Raw genomic sequence first — 19,035 nt, forward strand, 5'->3', positions numbered from 1 at the left:
TAGCGTCAAGCTAAAAACGCTCTCTGTTTTGCATACCTATATAAACAGTGTAATCGAACGTGCTTCGATATTGAGTTCTATAAAATCCAAAAAGTGAATAATTATTCATTTTTAACTTGGTTTACGTTTACGTAAACGTTTGCTTTTGGTTGTGTCTCGTTGCATTTTTATTGGTGTGATACCGGTGTCATTTTGCAAATTTATATTCACTATTTTCAAAGTGGCAAATTTATTACGATTTTGGCTAACTTGTCTTACCAATGAGAAATATTCAAGTTTATGAATATGTATTCATATTTGTGTTGACTCTACTTTCAATCAAGGCTAATTTTGAATATCTGCCAGCATTTCGTCGTACCGTCATGGGCTGGCCGTTGTAGCAAGGGGAGGAGTCTATGTTATACGACTCAAAATTAGAAAAAGATAACTGTGGATTTGGCTTGATTGCGCATGTAAGCGGTCAGCCGAGTCACAAACTGATCCGTACAGCAATCACAGGTTTGGACCGCATGCAGCACCGAGGTGGTATTTCTGCAGATGGTAAAACCGGTGATGGTTGCGGTCTGTTATTACAAAAGCCGGATAGTTTTTTCCGCGCCGTCGCAGCTGAAAACGATTGGCATGTAGGCAAAAACTATGCGGTAGGTATGCTATTTTTAAATCAGGACTATGAGCTTGCAGCTGCGGCTGAAAAAGTGATCAGTGAAGAATTAGAAAAAGAAACACTGACGCTCATAGGTTGGCGTGAAGTACCCACCGATCCATCTATGCTTGGTCCTATTGCTAAAGCACAATTACCGCAGTTTAAACAGGTTTTTGTCGGTGCTCCAGAAGGGTGGCGTCCTAAAGATTTAGAGCGTCGTCTATATATAGCAAGACGACGCATAGAAAAGCGTTTAGAACAAGATGAGCAGTTTTATATTTGTAGTTTGTCCGGTTTAGTGACTATCTACAAAGGCTTAATGATGCCGGCGGATCTACCGAATTTTTATACGGATCTTGCTGATATGCGGATGACCAGTGCGATTTGCGTATTCCATCAACGCTTTTCAACCAATACACAGCCTCGATGGCCGTTGGCGCAACCATTCCGCTATTTAGCTCACAATGGTGAGATCAATACCATTGAAGGTAACCGTCAGTGGGCGAGGGCACGTGCTTACAAGTTCGCGTCACCTTTATTACCAGATTTGCAAAATGCGGCACCGTTTGTCAATGAAACGGGTTCTGACTCGTCTAGTTTAGATAACATGCTAGAGCTATTTTTAGCTGGTGGCATGGACTTATTCCGTGCTATGCGTATGTTAGTACCACCTGCATGGCAGAAAAATCGCGCTATGGATGAAGACTTACGCGCATTCTATGACTTTAACTCCATGCATATGGAACCGTGGGATGGACCAGCTGGCATCGTGATGTCTGATGGGCGCTTTGCTGCCTGTAATTTGGACCGTAACGGTCTTCGTCCTGCCCGTTATGTGATCACACAAGACGGCTTTATTACGCTTGCCTCGGAAGTGGGCATTTGGGATTACGCGCCAGATGAAGTTATTGAAAAAGGTCGCGTGGGTCCAGGTGAATTACTGGTGGTTGATACTTTACATGGCAAGATTTGGCAGTCCGATGAAATCGATCAAGATTTGAAATCCAGACATCCATACAAAACTTGGCTTGAGCAAAACGTTAAGCGTTTAACGCCATTTGAAGCACTAGATGAAAAAGCGGCTGGCAAGCGCGATCTTGACGATGAAACCTTGTTGACCTATCAGAAGCAGTTTGGTTATACCAACGAAGAGCTCGACCAAGTTATTCGCGTGATGGGTGAAAATGGCCAAGAAGCAACTGGTTCAATGGGTGACGATACGCCATTTGCAGTGCTATCTGAAGGACACCGCTCGATATTTGACTACTTCCGCCAGAAGTTTGCTCAGGTCACTAACCCGCCAATCGATCCGTTACGGGAAAATCATGTAATGTCACTGGCGACTTGTATTGGTCGCGAGCAAAACGTTTTTAACGAAACCACAGGTCATGCTAAACGTTTACAGTTTGCCTCGCCGGTACTGACTTATTCTGATATGCAGCAGCTATTAACCGCCGATGATGACCATTACTGTGCGTGCAAAATTTCATTGATTTACGATATTCAAGAGTCATTGCAAGATGCAATCAAGCGCATCTGTGATGAAGCGGTTGCAAAAGCAGGTTCTGGATGCGTGATGTTAGTGCTTAGTGACCGAGAAATTGCTGCAGGCAAGCAAGTTATCCCAGCGGCGATGGCCGTGGGGGCGGTACAAAGGCGACTGGTGGATGGCAACCTGCGTTGCGATACCAATATTTTGGTTGAAACAGGTAGCGTAAGAGATCCGCACCAGTTTGCTGTTATGTTAGGTTTTGGCGCAACAGCGATTTATCCTTATCTAGCCTACGAAACCCTTGTGGCAATGTGTGATAAGAAGATCATTAAAAAGTCTTACCGCGAGGTGACTTTGTCTTATCGCGGCGCGATTAACAAAGGTTTATACAAGATCATGTCGAAGATGGGGATCAGCACCATTGCTTCCTATCGTTGTTCGATGTTGTTTGAAGCCGTCGGTTTATCCGATGAGGTGGTTGAATTGTGCTTCAAAGGAGTTGCAAACCGTATTAAAGGTGCGTGTTTTGACGACTTTGCCTTGGAGCAACAACAACTCAATAAATTGGCATTTAGCAAGCGTAAACTGCTATCACACGGTGGATTATTAAAGTATGTGCATGGTGGTGAATACCATGCCTATAACCCAGATGTCGTGCAAACTTTGCAGACCGCAGTTCGTTCGGGTAACTATCAAGACTACGTTAAATATGCGGAGCTGGTAAATAACCGTCCAATTACCAATCTGCGAGACATGCTTAAGCTTAATACGGCGCAACAAGCAATCGACATCAACGATGTTGAGCCTGCGACTGAGCTATACAAACGTTTTGACTCAGCCGCGATGAGTATCGGGGCTTTATCACCGGAGGCACATGAAGCGTTAGCAATTGCGATGAATCGCCTCGGCGGTTGCTCTAACTCTGGTGAGGGTGGTGAGGATAAGCTACGTTTTGGTACAGAAAAGAATTCGCGTATTAAGCAAGTTGCTTCTGGCCGATTCGGTGTGACACCACATTATTTGCGTTCAGCTGACGTTATTCAAATCAAAGTTGCGCAAGGGGCAAAGCCGGGCGAGGGTGGTCAGCTGCCGGGTGAAAAAGTCACCCCTTATATCGCAAAGTTACGCTATTCGGTTCCTGGTGTTACTTTGATTTCGCCGCCGCCGCATCACGATATTTATTCGATTGAAGACTTAGCTCAGCTTATTTTTGACCTCAAACAGGTCAACCCTGAAGCGATGATCTCGGTCAAGCTGGTTTCAGAACCCGGTGTCGGCACGATTGCGACTGGTGTTGCTAAAGCGTATGCCGATCTCATTACCATTGCCGGTTATGACGGTGGTACAGGGGCGAGTCCGCTGACATCGGTAAAGTATGCAGGTAGTCCGTGGGAGCTTGGCCTTGCTGAAACGCAACAGGCGCTGGTTGAAAATGGTCTACGCCACCGCATTAGGTTGCAAACAGATGGCGGCTTAAAAACCGGCTTAGATATTATTAAAGCAGCAATTTTGGGTGCCGAGAGCTTTGGTTTTGGCACAGGCCCTATGGTTGCGCTTGGCTGTAAATACCTGCGGATCTGTCACCTTAATAACTGTGCAACCGGTGTTGCGACACAAGACGATACGCTGCGTCAAAAGCATTATCACGGACTGCCAGAAATGGCGATGAACTACTTTAAGTTTATTGCGCAAGAGGCTCGTGAATTAATGGCTGCTTTGGGAGTTACAAAACTCACCGATTTAATTGGTAGAACGGATTTACTTGAAGCCATTGAAGGTAATACTGCGAAGCAGAAAAAGCTCGACTTAAGTCCGCTTCTAGCGAAGCCGAACAATCCGTCAAATGAAGCGCTGTATTGCACCCATACTAATCCATCACACTACAGTGGTGCGTTGAACGAAAGCTTACTAGCGAAAGCTAAGACGGCAATTGATGAAATGACGGGTATCTCGTTGGTGAGTCGTATTGCCAATACGGATCGCTCTATCGGCGCAATGTTGTCTGGTTATATCGCGAGCAAGCATGGTAACCAAGGTATGGCAGCAGATCCAATTGCACTCGAGTTACATGGTACTGCAGGGCAATCGTTTGGAGTGTGGAACGCGGGTGGTCTTGAAATGACATTAGTCGGTGATGCTAACGACTACGTTGGTAAAGGGATGGCTGGTGGAAAGCTAGTCGTGCGTCCTCCTATCGGTTCAAGCTTTGCCTCTCATCAGGCGGCTATCATCGGTAACACCTGTTTATATGGCGCGACCGGCGGTAAGTTGTTTGCTGCAGGTCGAGCTGGCGAGCGCTTTGCTGTGCGTAACTCGGGTGTACAAGCGGTTGTTGAAGGGCTTGGTGATAATGGTTGCGAATACATGACGGGAGGCGTGGTGTGTGTGCTTGGTCAAGTTGGCGTTAACTTTGGCGCAGGCATGACCGGTGGTTTTGCCTATGTACTTGATGAAGAGAGTGATTTTGATAAGCGGATCAACCCTGAGTTGGTCGAGCTGGTAGATCTCAAAGCGCTAGCATCGCACCAAGAACATTTACGCGGTTTAATTGCGGAGCATCTAGATTTAACGAGCTCAACCCGAGCTGAGCAGATCTTAGCTAACTTTGAGTTGTATTTGCCAATGTTTAAATTGGTAAAGCCAAAGTCGAGCGATTTAAACAGTTTACTTGGCCACCGAGCGCGTAGTAGCGCTGAGCTAAGAATTCAGGCGCAGTAGGAGAGAGCAATGAGCGAGAACGTTTACCAATTTATCGATGTACAACGTGTAGATCCGCGCAAAAAGCCTATTTCTGCGCGTAAGCAATCTTTTGTTGAAATTTATGAGCCATTTTCTGAGCAGCAGGTTCATTCGCAATCTGATCGTTGTTTAGATTGTGGTAACCCGTATTGTGAATGGAAGTGTCCAGTTCACAACTATATTCCGCAATGGCTCAAACTTATTCGTACGGGCAGAATCATTGAGGCAGCGGAGCTGTCTCACCGTACCAATAGTTTGCCTGAAGTGTGTGGCCGAGTTTGTCCGCAAGATAGGCTTTGTGAGGGGTCGTGTACGCTGAACGAAGAGTTTGGTGCAGTGACTATAGGAAATATTGAAAAATATATTACTGATACGGCGTTTGCACAGGGCTGGAAGCCTGATCTTTCTTACGTTACTTGGACCGATAAGAAAGTCGCAATCATAGGCGCGGGTCCGGCAGGACTTGGCTGTGCGGATATTCTAGTGCGAAATGGCGTGCGCCCTGTGGTGTATGATCGCAACCCTGAAATTGGCGGTTTGCTGACCTTTGGGATCCCGTCATTCAAGTTAGAAAAATCGGTAATGGAAAACCGTCGCGAGATTTTCACCGAAATGGGCGTTGAGTTTAAACTCAATACCGAGGTTGGTCGTGATGTTTCAATGGATGAGTTATTGTCGCAATACGACGCCGTATTCTTAGGTGTGGGGACGTACCAAAGCATGAAAGGCAATCTTGAAAATGAAGATGCCGATGGTGTTTATGATGCGCTACCATTTTTGATTGGTAACACCAACCGAGTCATGGGTTATGACGAAAGCCAACATAGCTATGTGAACATGGCTGGTAAGCGCGTAGTGGTACTAGGTGGTGGGGACACAGCGATGGACTGTGTTAGAACGTCAGTCAGACAAAATGCGCAATCCGTGACCTGTGCTTATCGTCGTGATGAAGAAAACATGCCAGGTTCCGTTCGAGAAGTTAAAAATGCCAAAGAAGAAGGGGTTGAATTTAGATTCAATTTACAGCCAGTTGGTATTGAAGTCGACAGCTCAGGCAAAGTCACGGGCGTTAAAATGGTGAAAACACAATTAGGTGAACCCGACAAAAATGGTCGCCGTAGTGCTGAAACCGTGGAAGGCTCTGAGCATACACTAGAAGCCGACGCGGTGATCATGGCATTTGGTTTTAAGCCTCACAACCTTGACTGGTTAGCACAATACGATGTCGCAATAAATCACTGGGGCGGTATTGTTGCACCAGAAAAAGGCGCATTTACACATCAAACAAGTAATCCGAAAATCTTTGCCGGTGGTGACGCCGTACGAGGTTCTGATTTAGTGGTAACGGCGATTTTTGAAGGCCGCAACGCAGCTGAAGGCATTTTGGACTATTTAGAAGTTTAACGCTTTTGTCGTTCACAAACCCCAACTACATTCGTTGTAGCTGGGGTTTTTTATTTGAATTTTGCGTAGGGACTGTTTATCTTTTAAGTTTGTTTTTGCAGCAGTTTGATTGGTGTTTATACAAGGCAGAGTCTGCGTAGCATAGTTGTTCTATGTGAGTCAGGCGAGAACACAGTAGAAATGCCAATCAAGCGCTGCCCTTTGGGTTCACCTGAGTGTGCTTTGTTCATTGTTGCTCAACTTTTACCTAGATTACTAGGCGGCAAGTCGAGCGTCGCGACCAAAACGCACTCAGAAGAACAAAAATCAAACAGCAAAGGTCAACAGACCCTTGTTAGCCGCTAACTTAATTTCACTCAACATATATTTATCAATAGTATTAAGGAAAGATCATGAATGAAACGATAAACTCAGGCGCTGATGCGGTCACTGCAAAGATAGCGAGTGTAAACGATTGGCGTGCAGTGGTATTGCAGCAGATCAGAAGTCTGATCCTAAGTGTCGATAAAGAGGTAGAGGAAGATATCAAATGGCGTAAGCCAAGTAACCCAACAGGAGTGCCTGTATGGTCAAAAGCTGGCATGATCTGCACGGGCGAAGTTTACAAAGATAAGGTCAAACTTACCTTTGCATATGGCGCAAAATTTGAAGATGAGCACCAGTTATTCAATAGTGGGTTTGCTGGTAATACTCGAAGGGCGATTGATATTAAACAGCAGGACACTATCAATGAAGCCCATTTCTGCACATTGATCCGTGCAGCAATTCAATTCAACCTTGAAAAATGAAACGCAAAACGCTCTGATTTAATGTAGCATTCGTGAAACCGCTTTGTGTAAAGTTGGCTCAAAGTTTGGTGGCAAAGCTTCAGGGTTTCAATGTGGCGTCCTTGTGACGTTCGCATTAAGCTCCGATAAAAGAAAAATAAAAAGGAATGAAAAATAACGAATGCAAAAAATCAAAATAACGACAAATTTACATCTCTATCAATTTCCTCCTTTTGCTGGGGATCATGTTGGCTACAATATCTATGCTTTTATTCACAACAATACCGCCATGCTGCTTGACACTGGCTTTGAAACGCATGGACAAGCTGTTCGCGAAGATCTAAACAAACTCAATATCTCCGTATCGCAAGTGTTATTTTCACACTTTCATCCGGATCATATCTCTGGGTTGCCAGCGCTTGCAGGACCAAAACTGTTTGGAAATCATCATTATAAAAACATATTAGATAAGTATACTGCTAAAGAAAAGCATCACTATTTTGATGGGCTTAATGAGCTGCATGAAAACTCTGTGCTACATTTCGGTGAGTTCGAGCTTAAATTTGAGTTGATTACTGGACATGTGGAATGTGGTTTATACACCATCATTAATGATAAATATATTCATGTAGCTGATGATATCATGACGTCAAACGAGGCAGAGGCGCTTCTGCCTGCGGTCCATATTAGTGGGGCTCGAGCACATTTTAATTCCCTAGAAAAATTAAAAAAGTATGCCGATCTCACTTTACTGCTCTCTCATGGTAATCCAATTTCTGGTACGGAACCGATTTTAACCGCAATATCTCAAAGGCAAAGTTATTTAGAGGCGATAGCCCAAAGTGAGTCACCATTGAGTCTTGAAAACGCCTTGACTGGATGTACGGCGGAGTTTTTACATACAGAGTGGCATAACTACGTTTACCGTTAATCATGTAAAATTGCCTTTCGTGTTTGCTAACAGGCTATGTTTATAGGTTGTCTACAAACATAACCCGTTAGGACTGATGACAGGTGGTCAATGTTTTACGCACTTTGTACTTGTAATAATTCCTTTGCACTCGCTCTTGTCGTGTCACTTATTTTATCCCCACCAATTAACCTTGCTATTTCATCAATGCGTTGGCTTTCTGCCATTGGGGTCATTTTGGTAAAGGTTTCGCCATGTTCTACCCGTTTTGCGACAAAGAACTGGTTGTGACCACTGCATGCCACTTGCGGTAAATGGGTAACACAAATAACTTGCGTGGACTGACCAAGCTGGCGTAGCAATTTACCTACGGTTGCAGCCGTTGGACCTGATATCCCAACATCAACTTCATCGAAAATCAAAGTGGGTGTTGTGACGCGTGTTGCGATAATCACTTGAATGGCTAAGCTTATCCGAGATAGCTCACCACCCGAGGCAACTTTGCCCATCGGTTGTAAAGGTTGTCCTGGGTTAGTAGAGACGTAAAATTCAATGTGATCATACCCAAGTGGACTCGGTTTAGCGCCAAGGTTAGGCGTTAACTGGATCTCAAATTGACCATCACCCATCGCAAGCTCTTTCATACTTGCAGAAATTCGTTCGTTAAGAGATGCACTGGCTTGCTGGCGGCTTTGACTTAATCCTAGTGCAGCTTGATTATAGGCGTTGATGGCTTCAGCAATTTCTTCCTCTAACGCATCCAGTCGTGCAGAATCTGAGCTAATAGACTCAAGCTCATGTTGCAGTGCTTGATGGTGCTGATATAGCAATTCAGGCTGAACTTGATGTTTTCTAGCTAAATCTAGAGCTTGAGAGAGTCTATCTTCTAGCTCTTGTAATCGCATCGGATCTTGTTCGACCGAATCGGAATAACTGCGGATCTCTCTACTGGCTTCTTCTACTTGTACTGCTGCCTCTTCTAGCACTTGCGCAATATTCTCGAGAGTTTTGTCAAAACTGGTGAGTTCAGAGAACACTTGCGCACTTTGTTGTAGTTGCGATAGCACAGTCTGCTCGTCATTTTCATAAAGGCGAGAGAGCTCACGGTGGCATTGTTCTAAAATGGTTTGACTATGGCTTAGGCGCGAATGTTCGGTCTCAATATCTTCATATTCGCCTTCCTGTAAGGCAAACTCGTCAAGCTCCGCTACTTGGTACTCAAGAAGTTGTTTTTTTGCGGCTTGTGCCTGTTGTGACTTTTGAAGTTCGGCATATTCTTTTTGCAGTTTATGGTAGTGATTGTATTGTCCCTTAACTGCTTGTAACAAAGTCGTGTGGCTAGCGTAGGCATCAAGCAAGTGCAGTTGATACTCTGGCTTTAGCAGTAGCTGATGGGCATGCTGCCCATGAATTGCAATAAGATGTTGCCCAAGCTCCTTTTGCTGGCCTGCAGTAACAGGGGAGCCATTGATGTAGCTTTTACTACGCCCACTTTTACTAATAACACGACGAAGAATACATTCATTCTCTTCGTTATCTAGCATATGCTCTGTTAGAAAGCGTTTGGCAGCAGGGAGATTTGAAACATCAAACTGAGCAGAGATATCCGCCTTATCGGTACCTGGACGAATAGCAGAGGGATCAGCACGCTCACCGAGACATAAAGAAAGCGCATCAATTGCAATGGACTTACCCGCGCCTGTTTCACCTGTAATTGCGGTCATGCCGCAATGCCAGTCAATATTTAGCGCACTAACAATAGCAAAATTTTGAACATTTAAAGCTAAAAGCATACTGTACACCCTAACAGATAATTACTGTTAATTTATACAGTATTTTGTTGTTTAGCAACTCAAATCAAAAAATTTTACTAAAAATAATAGCAAGATTAACCAACAGCATGCTCTTTTACTAAAGCTGCTGCTTGCATTTGTTGGTTGGATGGCTCTGAGCTACTTAGTTCTGGTGAGTCTAATGCAACTTCATCTTGTTGTATTGCTGGCGTATCAGGTGTTTGAATGCGTGCAATGAGAGCTGGAAGCATCTCGCGATAGAAGTCACGATTATAGGCAATGCCTGCCGTAGGTAATTCGGCAACAAAATATTGTAATTGCTCAGCAAGCAAATCCATATTGCCATTTGAGCGGCACTTATTAAGCTCGTTTGTCACTGAATAGATAAATAACTCGGACACTTTTTCCAGTTGCGCCAAGTTCTCTTCCGAGTGGGTTTGAACGACAAAAAAGTTGCCAACAATTGCATTGATCTGCGGTGCGTATTTTGGCCTTAAAATCTTCGCTTCGACGAATTCAGCAACTTTAAGTTTAAAGTTGCTGCTAATCACTTTTAAACGATCGTTAAAGGCTTTTTTTTCCGCTTCACGGGCTTTTCTTCTATTGTTTTCAATCACTAAATACACAGAAAGTATAGTGATAAGCAGCGCCAATGTGAAAAATACAACGTAAGCCATTTTATTGTTATTTACCTAAATTAGAAAATTTAACCAAGGTTATTTTGCGTAACTTTGTGGACTTAGTAAAGCCTACTGCCCCAATTTAATTTCTGTCTAAGAACATTGTAGTAGGAGTAGCATTTGGGATGTATCAATCTTAGTCTTTTCTCCGCTTTTTTGATGATAACTTCGTCACCGGGTAGCACTGCCAGTACAACATGACTGTCACAACTCACTTGTAAGCTGTCGGTGTTTTCTAGACTTAACTTAAGTTTTACTTCTTTTTCTGCATCCACCACTAAAGGTCTGCTAGATAAAGTATGCGGAAACATAGGCACCAGTGAAATAGCGTCGAGTTCCGGGGTTAAAATAGGCCCGCCACCCGAAAGCGAGTAAGCGGTTGACCCCGTTGGTGTCGAGACAATTAAACCGTCTGAGCGCTGAGAAAATACAAAGTCGTCATCGATAAAAGCCTCAAATTCAATCATATGCGCAACTTTATCAGCGTGTAATACGGCTTCGTTCATTGCTAAATTTGCGCTTTTAAGTTGGTGATGTCGGTATACTGCCACCTCCAACAGAAATCTCGATTCTTCAATAAATTGGCCGCTCAACACCGCTTCTAGCTGCGCTTCGAAGCCTTCGGGGTTCAAATCTGTCAAAAAGCCTAAGTTACCGCGGTTAACTCCGATCACGGCGACATCAAAACGAGCCAGTACTCTTGCTGCGCCAAGCATGTTACCGTCACCACCAACAACAATAGCAAGGTCGCAACGTTTACCTAGTTCAACTAACTCGACAACAGCATCTTCGTCTAACGACTTTATTTGCTCCGCAACGCGATCTTCGACGAGTACTTCATATCCTAATGCTTGCAAAAATGTGTAGAGTCGTTGTAAGGTCGTCCCCGCGCCTTCGTGGTTGGGTTTGCCAATTAAGCCGATGGTGTTAAACGTGGTCGTCATTCAGTCATTTGTCCTTGGTATCTTTGTTGCAAGATTATATTAAAAGCGTAGTGCTTGAAACTGGCAATTGACACCCATATTAAAATAATTATGAAACTAAATCCCAGAGATGAACAAATTCTGTGTGCGGTCATGCGCCATTATTGTAATGGTGAAGGACAGCCTGTTGCATCCAGCAAAATAGCAAAGCAGGACGGCCTTGCTATTTGTTCTGCAACCGTACGCAATGCAATGGCAAGACTTGAAAATCAAGGCTTATTGTATTCGCCGCACACGTCAGCTGGCCGCGTGCCCACCGACCAAGGTGTAAAATTCTGGCTACAGGAGTTTTTTCCTCTGGCTGATGTTGCCGTTCATTGGCAACCTGATCAATCCGCAATAGTCTCTTTTGCACATTTATTGAGCCAAAACTTTCAGGTCTGTTGCTGCGTGGGGTTACCACAAGTTAGCAGCAAGCAAATGTTCCGTGTGGAAGTGCTCGATTTTGATCGTAAAAATTGGCTGGTTCTGCTGTTAGACAGAGCGGGGCAATCACACAATATTTGTATTGATAAACCCGTAGATGACTCCGACGCGTTGCGATACCAGTTTGCAGCTTGGATGAATACCGTATTCAGTCAACAAACTTTAGTTGAAGGGTTGCACCGAATGCGCGCCATGGCGCACAGTGCACCACCGAGTTGTCATCATATTTTGGCCCAGTGGACCAAGCAGTTAAGTCAGCAATTAGGCTCAGATAATGCGATTGTTGTCGGCGAGCGTTACTTATATAACCGCTTAGAGTTGGATAGAGAGATTAATCTTGGCGTCGGATTTTTAGACCAAGTTGAAGACCGCTTAGCGTTTAAAGACGGCGTATCCGTGTTACTTGGCGAAGAGCTAAGCATGCTCGGTTTACATCGCGTAGTGGTGCTCAGTGTGCCGTATTTCTCCAAAGGAGAATATCAAAGTCGCTTTTGCGTCATTTGCCCTGCGGATTCAAAGATCGAAGCCATCTTGTCAGAATTCAAAAAATTGCCGCAATAAAGGGTTGAAACTCTCATTTCAATCCCCATAATTACCGCAGTTGTAAAGAATCGGAGAATCACCACATGTCTGAGCAGACAAAAGCCCCAGAGCAAGAGCTTGAACAAACACAAGCGGAAGCAGAAGTTGTAGAAGCACAAGCAGAGCAACAAACTCAGGAAGAGCAGGCAGAAAATGCGGGTGAGTTAAGCCCAGAAGAAGAAATCGCTGGTCTGTACGCTGAGCTAGAAACCGCTAAGCAAACTATCGACTCACAAAAAGATAGCGTTGTTCGCGCCGCCGCTGAGCTTGAAAATGTTCGTCGCCGTGCAGCGCAGGACGTTGAAAAAGCACACAAATTTGCACTAGAAAAGTTCTCAAACGAATTGCTACCTGTAATCGATAACCTAGAGCGTGCGATTGAGTTTTCTGACAAAGAAAACGAAACGCTAAAGCCTGTGCTTGAAGGTATTGATATGACTATCAAGACATTTGCCGATGCCCTTGCTAAATTTGGTGTTGAAGCGGTAAATCCACAGGGTGAAACATTTAACCCAGAGTTACACCAGGCAATGTCAATTCAGCCGAGCAATGATGTATCACCAAATACAGTGCTTGCTGTGATGCAAAAAGGTTATACCTTAAACGGCCGTCTGTTGCGCCCTGCGATGGTTATGGTGTCTAAGGCTGCTGAGTAAGCAAATCCAATTTGAAAAAGCCGCTCATTGAGCGGCTTTTTTGCGTTTAGGAACAAGTGTATTCGCTTACCAACTACACTGTTTCACTTTATCAAACCAAGGACTGGAAAAAGACTTGGCGGTGATGGGGAGGGGGGCAGTGACTTCGACGCCTAATTCTTTTGCTAAATATCTATGTACTAGCAGTTTTACTTTATCGCTTTCTAACTGGGTATATGCCAGTTGTAACGCTTGCTTAGTGTTTTGGTTGGGCATTTCTCCTTCGAGTTGTTTATAACGCGCCTCAAGCCATTGTAGCCAAGCTTGTTTTGATTCGTTTGGAAAAGCTGTAGTTAGGGTAGATGTGGGCCCTTGTAAACGTTCGTAGTTGACGATTTGCTTTTGAATAAGAAAGACAAACATCAAGTTAATGCCCGCTGAGATTTGACCCGAGCGTTTATCAACAGCTTGATAACCCAACAGGGCATGACGAAAATACTGCTCGGCTTCAAATATTCGGCCTTGATCAAGCGCGAGGCTACCTAAGTTGCTTTCGATCATCGCAAGTACTGGGGTTTGTTTTAACTCCTCAGCCAATTTGCGTGCCTTGGCATACAATGTTCTCGCTTTTTGATAGTCATCTTGGTTGCGGGCAACTAGCGCCATACTGTTAGTTAGCGTAAGCCGTTGGCGGTCATTTTCTGTATATTTGTAGGCACACTTGAGGCTAGTATCAGCATCATCAAGGTACTCCTGTCGGCGTAACCAAATCCCAAGTGCGCTTAAAATGGTAGGGAGGTTTGCTTTAAAAAACATGTCATCTGGATACAAAAAGGCCGCGTTTATTGAGGTATAGAGCCTATCTACTTTATTTGTTGGTACAGAGGCTCGAGCGCTCAGCAAATGCCACTGAATAAATAACGGCACAGGTACATCTTGCAGCTGTTCTAAACTGTCGAGAATAGTCAGAGATTGTGCAGGGTTAACCGTTAAATAGTCGCTGGCCTCATCTAGCTTACTTTCAAAATATGAAAAGTCTTTCGCCAACGCGTGTTGGCAAAAATAAAATGTACAAGTTACAAAGAGTAAAAACCGAACCAAGCAAACCCCAACCACATTTTGGCGCATCTACTAACTGTAGTCGGCAGTAACAAATAGTTCCAAATCAATTACGATAAACAGCATTATACAAAGATAAGCAACAATGTAGAGGTCGCCTCTTTAGTTATCAATGGGGAGCGGAAACTTGATGAAAAGAAAACAAATTGCCGAGCTCACTTTGGTGCAATTCAATTAGCCGATTGATGTTTTCAAGATCTAAAGTAGTTAAACTGACTTTGCTAAGCATATAGCTAACTGGTGTTTTATTTGCATCGACACCTGAATAGATAACATCGGTATACTCTTTGGTTTGAATAAAGTATTCGCCCGCGAGCTTATCTTCAACAACATAGTCAACTCGCTGTTTACGCAACATTTTAAAGCGACGAGCGGCGTTGGGCAGGTGTACCAGCTGATCGTTATAAAAGTCTTGGATCAGTTTTTCAAAGGCAATACCGTAATAGCTGCCAGCATTCAGTGCAAATGTGTTTCCTGCAAGGATCAACGACTCGACTTCGCCGCCAATTTTTGGTTTGTCTTTATGTTGGAATAATGCCATGACTTCTTGGCGGTAAGGTGTAGTAAAGTACGCAAACTTAGCTCTCGTTGCGGTTTTGGTCGCGGCCACCACTAAATCTACTTTGCCTGTTTTTAGCTCCGTTAGCATTCTTGATGAGGTGGGATAAAATACATATTTCAAGCAATAAGATGAATCGTTAAACAAGGTATTTAGCGCATTAATTTCTATACCAGAGACATTACCTCCGCTGCGAGAAATATAGGGAGGCCACTGCGTTTCGTTCATTCCTACACGCAAAGTTTTATCGCATTTGGCCGACGCTTCGAACGCTAAAAACGCGATGAATAAACAGAGTAAAAACGATCTAGCGTATTTCATGGTGATCGATCCTTGCAGATGAGTAGAGGTGATTATTTTATCAGTAAATCAAAAAAGGTACACGAGCTTTGTTAAACGATTAAGTTTGTAACCGCTAACCGCAGAGTGTTCTCATATCTGTAAAAATTACTGCATATTTCGGCTATGTGCGAGTACGGTCGCGATGGTATTGATAAGCTCAAGCTGCTCTATGGGTTTGGCAACATAGCCATCAAATCCAACGCGCTCATACAAGGCTTTGTCTTCCGGAAAAGCATTTGCAGTTAATGCGATGATGGGGATATTGGGATCCTTCCTCTTAAGACGTTTGCAAGCTTCAACGCCATCCATTTCAGGCATTTGAATATCCATAAGTATCAAGTCGGGTTTGTTTAGCTCGAATTGTTCAATAGACTCTTTACCGTTATTTGCAATCGCAATATCACCATTGGCTTTACTAATCATAGAGCGCACTACCAGCTGGTTTACTGGGTTATCCTCAGCCAGCAATATGGATGTGCCGCTCAAGTCAGCTGCTTTTAGCTGGTCGCCTTTTGGTTGTTCTGACGTAACCTCAGATTTTTGCATGGGCAGTTCGACGCTAAATAGGCTGCCTTCACCGATGGTACTTTCTACTTTAATTGTGCCGCCCATCAAGTCAATTAAAGAGCGGGTAATGGAAAGACCAAGCCCCGTACCACCAAATTTTCTGGTGGTGGACTTATCTGCCTGCTCAAATCGTGAAAAGAGTTTGTTGATAGTGGCTTCTGTCATCCCTATGCCAGTGTCGGCAACGGTAATAAGCATACCTGAATCATTTTGAAGCGGTTTTATATGGGTAATAATGCTGCCCGTTTCAGTAAACTTAATGGAGTTTGACAAGAGGTTAAGCAACACTTGCCTGACTCTGACTTCATCCCCAAGCCAAAATTTATGCTCAAGTTCAACGTGGATCTTAAGCTTTAGCCCCTTGTTTTTTGCCAACACTAAGAAGTCTGAGCGTAGATGTTCAACCAACACCTCAATATTAAATGGCCGTTCTTCAAGCTCAATTCTGCCGGCTTCGATTTTAGAGAAGTCCAATATATCGTTAATGATAGTGTTAAGTGCCTTAACTGAGTAGGTGGCCTTCTCAAGCAGATTAGTGGCAGTGCTGTTAAGTGGCTCCGACTTTAATAGTTGTAATGTGCCGTATAAGCCGTTCATGGGGGTTCGTATTTCATGACTCATATTAGCCAAAAAGACGGATTTTGCCTTGGCTGCTTGCTCAGCTGCTTCTTTGGCGTGCGAGAGTTCTCGCTCGTGCTTAAGCTGCTCTGTGAGGTCTAATGCAATACCCAAAAATCCATCAATGTTGCCACGTTCGTCGGTCAATGTCGTTACGTTCAGCTTAATTTGAACGTATTGATTTTGCTTAGTAACGTAAGTCCATCGGCTAGTATCTACCACACCTTGTTTGGCTTTGGCGACAAAGACTTCAAATCCAGGTTCAATGACTCTGCCAAGCTCTTCCGTTAACGCTTTTGCTCTTGCAACGACCTCTTCTTCAAGATGGAAAATGGCGGGAGATGATTTACCAATGAGTTCATCTTTTTTGTACCCTAACAGACGTTCAGCTGCGGGGTTAAACTGGGTAATGATACCGTCAGGATCGGTGGCAACAATGGCATAACCCGAACCTTCAACAATACTGGTGTGAAGTTGGCTGTATTTTACGATTTCTTTAGTTCGTGCTTTGACTTCCTGTTCTAATGAAGAGTTCAGTTTAGCAAGAGATTGTGCTCTTTCTTCTTCGGCTGCTAGCTTTTCCTTTTCAGCTAAGCGCTGACGCGTAAAGCTTAAAAGCAAAATATAAGTGATGATTGCCAATAGCGTAGAAACCAGCAGCGCGACCTGTAAAATGGTATTAGGAGAGACGAGATTGAGTGAACGGATAAACTGCAGAGTTGGCCAAATTTTTACTTCCCAAGTGCGACCAAACAAGGTGACCTGTTTAGCCACTGAGTTATCTAACTCTTTAACATCTTCTTTTAGCACCTGATAAAAAGGTATGGTTTCATCGTTATTGGTTACATCGGAAATTTGAATCGAAACATCTTGTCGAAAAGACAGTAAAGTTGACAAGATCTCATCGATAAGTAACGGGGAATAAGTCCAACCAACTAGGTTGTCTAAGCGATTTTCTTCATTTTCCGCCATACCAATAGAGGTATAAATTGGGGCGAGTATCAAAAAGCCATATTTAATTTTATTGTCGGCTTGTACCAAGGTAATTGGAGCGGTAAGTCTCGGTTCATTGGCAGTAGCTGCTTCTATTGCCGCCGTTCTGCGACTAGCTTCGGAGCCTATATCCAGGCCAACGGCTTTATCATTGTTTACTTCGGGCTCAATATACTGAATAACAAATTTGCTGGTGTTATGCGGGTTCAGCGTTTTTATGGAGAACGTTCTGTCAGTACGCTCAGCTTGTGCTTGTTGCACAAAGCTACTTATGTCATCGACGGGGACATATTTGATGATCCCCACGCCACGAGCCCCAGAATATTCCGCTTGGAAGTCAAACGACCTGATATAACGCTGCATCGCCTGATAGTCAAAGCTGTGTTGTTGATTCGCATAAATTGCAGTGCGAAGCCCCAAAATACCGTACCAATACAGCGTAACGCGCTCGTTCACCCCCTCAGTCACATGGTCAAGCCGTGAGGCAAGTGCCGCCGCTACCTTTTCAGCATGATGCTCCTTTTCTTGCTCATATAACACCAGCCCGTAAAGCATACTGCCAACCAACACAAGTAGTGCAGCAACAAGTGGCAAAAATCGGCTCTGGCGAACTGTGTGAGCATTCGCTAACGACACGCTATATTCCTTACGCTGTAAATCTAACCAATATGTTAGTCCAGATTGTATTGAATTGATAGTGATTACGGCGAAGTGACAATGCTGAATTTGTGCCTAAATTGGCTCATTAAAGACATATTTTGAGTTGTTATTTGGATAAATTGTACTCGACGGCAAAGTACTGCGTGGTTCGTATCGCGGCGATAAAAAGACGGCATTACAACTTGTTACTGCATACGATACAGAGTCAGGGTTAGTACTGCCACAACAGTCCACTGAAACCAAGCAAGGCGAGATAAATGTTGTGCGGCAATTGCTTGAAGTGCTTGATATTAAGGGCAGCGTTATCACTGTGGATGCGCTACATTGTCAACGGCAAACACTTGAAATGATCGCTGCGAAAAAAGCCGATGTTGTGGTGCAGGTTAAAAAGAATCAGCCCAAGCTATATCAGGCTGTAACCGATCAATTTCAACGCGTATTCGATGCTGGCAAAGAGCAAGTCGTAACCGAGGTAAAGCAGCAAGCACATGATCGCACAGAGACGCGGATAGTGTATCAACTCAAGCCAAAATTAGACGAAGCGTTAGCGGTGAGTTGGCCGACAATTCGCAGCACCATCGCGGTAGAACGACACAGAACCTGCGGCGGTAAAATCAGTATTGATACCAGCTACTACGTCAGCTCAATGTCACCAAAAAATAAGATGCTAGGCCGCTAAATCCGTCAACACTGGCGTATAGAGAACTGTCAGCACTATGTACTAGATGTTGTCTTTAAAGAGGATTCATCAAGAATTTGTCTCGATGGTGCGGTGGAAAATATGGCCCTATTCAGGCGTTTTGTAATAAATATGCTCAAGCAGTGTGAATGCGGCTTACCGAGTCAACGGAGCAAATTGAAAACCGCTGGCTGGAGCGACAAATTTAGGGCACTGGTGTTCTTTGGCTTATAAGTAATCAAAGTATGCTCCTCCCCTGTGGTATGTACTAACCCATTAGGAGAATAAAATGAGACTAATTAACCTGATGTAATGGTCTCCTCCCACACTCGGCATCGGTGTGCCATGATTGAATTGCAAACAATCAAAATGGGAGAAGACCAAATGCAGATTACAACAATCAGTATCGACATCGCAAAAAATATTTTTCATTTTATTGGATGT

Annotated in this window: 12 protein-coding genes and 1 pseudogene; 7 read left to right on the forward strand and 6 right to left on the reverse strand. The window is 44.0% G+C overall.

Features of this window, described 5'->3' with window-relative positions; translation table 11 throughout:
* Positions 1 to 395 precede the first annotated feature (395 nt).
* The 4 genes from gltB (at position 396) to NO992_RS02495 (ending at position 7,976) form a co-directional block, all read left to right on the forward strand.
* The gene (gene gltB, locus NO992_RS02480) at positions 396 to 4,853 is read left to right on the forward strand and encodes a glutamate synthase large subunit (RefSeq protein WP_371374068.1); all 4,458 of its coding nucleotides are present in this window, start codon (positions 396 to 398) and stop codon (positions 4,851 to 4,853) included.
* A gap of 9 nt (positions 4,854 to 4,862) precedes the next feature.
* Positions 4,863 to 6,278, forward strand: a complete 1,416-nt coding sequence (locus tag NO992_RS02485; RefSeq protein ID WP_253106976.1) for an FAD-dependent oxidoreductase — start codon at positions 4,863 to 4,865, stop codon at positions 6,276 to 6,278.
* Between the two features lie 392 nt (positions 6,279 to 6,670).
* On the forward strand, positions 6,671 to 7,066 hold the full coding sequence (locus NO992_RS02490) for a DUF1801 domain-containing protein (RefSeq protein WP_371374072.1): 396 nt from the start codon (positions 6,671 to 6,673) through the stop codon (positions 7,064 to 7,066).
* A gap of 160 nt (positions 7,067 to 7,226) precedes the next feature.
* Positions 7,227 to 7,976: an MBL fold metallo-hydrolase gene (locus NO992_RS02495; protein ID WP_371374075.1), complete on the forward strand. Its 750-nt coding sequence runs from the start codon at positions 7,227 to 7,229 to the stop codon at positions 7,974 to 7,976.
* Between the two features lie 95 nt (positions 7,977 to 8,071).
* On the opposite strand, the gene recN is transcribed toward NO992_RS02495, so the two are convergent.
* The 3 genes from recN to nadK all read right to left on the reverse strand — a co-directional run bounded on the left by recN (position 8,072) and on the right by nadK (position 11,372).
* Positions 8,072 to 9,748, reverse strand: a complete 1,677-nt coding sequence (recN, locus tag NO992_RS02500; RefSeq protein WP_010375416.1) for a DNA repair protein RecN — start codon at positions 9,746 to 9,748, stop codon at positions 8,072 to 8,074.
* Positions 9,749 to 9,843: 95 nt separating this feature from the next.
* Positions 9,844 to 10,425 (reverse strand): hypothetical protein, encoded by a 582-nt coding sequence (locus NO992_RS02505; RefSeq protein ID WP_371374078.1) that lies wholly within the window; start codon positions 10,423 to 10,425, stop codon positions 9,844 to 9,846.
* A gap of 62 nt (positions 10,426 to 10,487) precedes the next feature.
* Positions 10,488 to 11,372 (reverse strand): NAD(+) kinase, encoded by an 885-nt coding sequence (gene nadK, locus NO992_RS02510; protein WP_017217984.1) that lies wholly within the window; start codon positions 11,370 to 11,372, stop codon positions 10,488 to 10,490.
* Between the two features lie 90 nt (positions 11,373 to 11,462).
* Between nadK and NO992_RS02515 the strand changes: the two genes are divergently transcribed.
* Positions 11,463 to 12,398, forward strand: coding sequence for an HrcA family transcriptional regulator (locus tag NO992_RS02515; protein WP_171039494.1), 936 nt, complete (start codon positions 11,463 to 11,465; stop codon positions 12,396 to 12,398).
* A gap of 65 nt (positions 12,399 to 12,463) precedes the next feature.
* Complete coding sequence (gene grpE, locus NO992_RS02520) at positions 12,464 to 13,075, forward strand: nucleotide exchange factor GrpE (protein WP_010375425.1); 612 nt, start codon at positions 12,464 to 12,466, stop codon at positions 13,073 to 13,075.
* A 66-nt stretch (positions 13,076 to 13,141) separates the two neighbouring features.
* Here the strand turns inward: grpE and NO992_RS02525 are convergent, their stop codons facing one another.
* The 3 genes from NO992_RS02525 to NO992_RS02535 all read right to left on the reverse strand — a co-directional run bounded on the left by NO992_RS02525 (position 13,142) and on the right by NO992_RS02535 (position 17,888).
* On the reverse strand, positions 13,142 to 14,182 hold the full coding sequence (locus tag NO992_RS02525) for a tetratricopeptide repeat protein (protein ID WP_371374083.1): 1,041 nt from the start codon (positions 14,180 to 14,182) through the stop codon (positions 13,142 to 13,144).
* Positions 14,183 to 14,282: 100 nt separating this feature from the next.
* Positions 14,283 to 15,053: a substrate-binding periplasmic protein gene (locus NO992_RS02530; protein WP_371374086.1), complete on the reverse strand. Its 771-nt coding sequence runs from the start codon at positions 15,051 to 15,053 to the stop codon at positions 14,283 to 14,285.
* Between the two features lie 126 nt (positions 15,054 to 15,179).
* Positions 15,180 to 17,888: a CHASE domain-containing protein gene (locus tag NO992_RS02535; RefSeq protein ID WP_371374089.1), complete on the reverse strand. Its 2,709-nt coding sequence runs from the start codon at positions 17,886 to 17,888 to the stop codon at positions 15,180 to 15,182.
* Positions 17,889 to 18,030: 142 nt separating this feature from the next.
* Here NO992_RS02535 and NO992_RS02540 point away from each other — a divergent pair.
* Positions 18,031 to 18,825, forward strand: a pseudogene (locus tag NO992_RS02540) (ISAs1 family transposase); the annotation flags it as partial.
* Positions 18,826 to 19,035 lie beyond the last annotated feature (210 nt).

The organism is Pseudoalteromonas sp. DY56-GL79 (assembly GCF_041414765.1).
Taxonomy (GTDB): domain Bacteria; phylum Pseudomonadota; class Gammaproteobacteria; order Enterobacterales; family Alteromonadaceae; genus Pseudoalteromonas; species Pseudoalteromonas piscicida.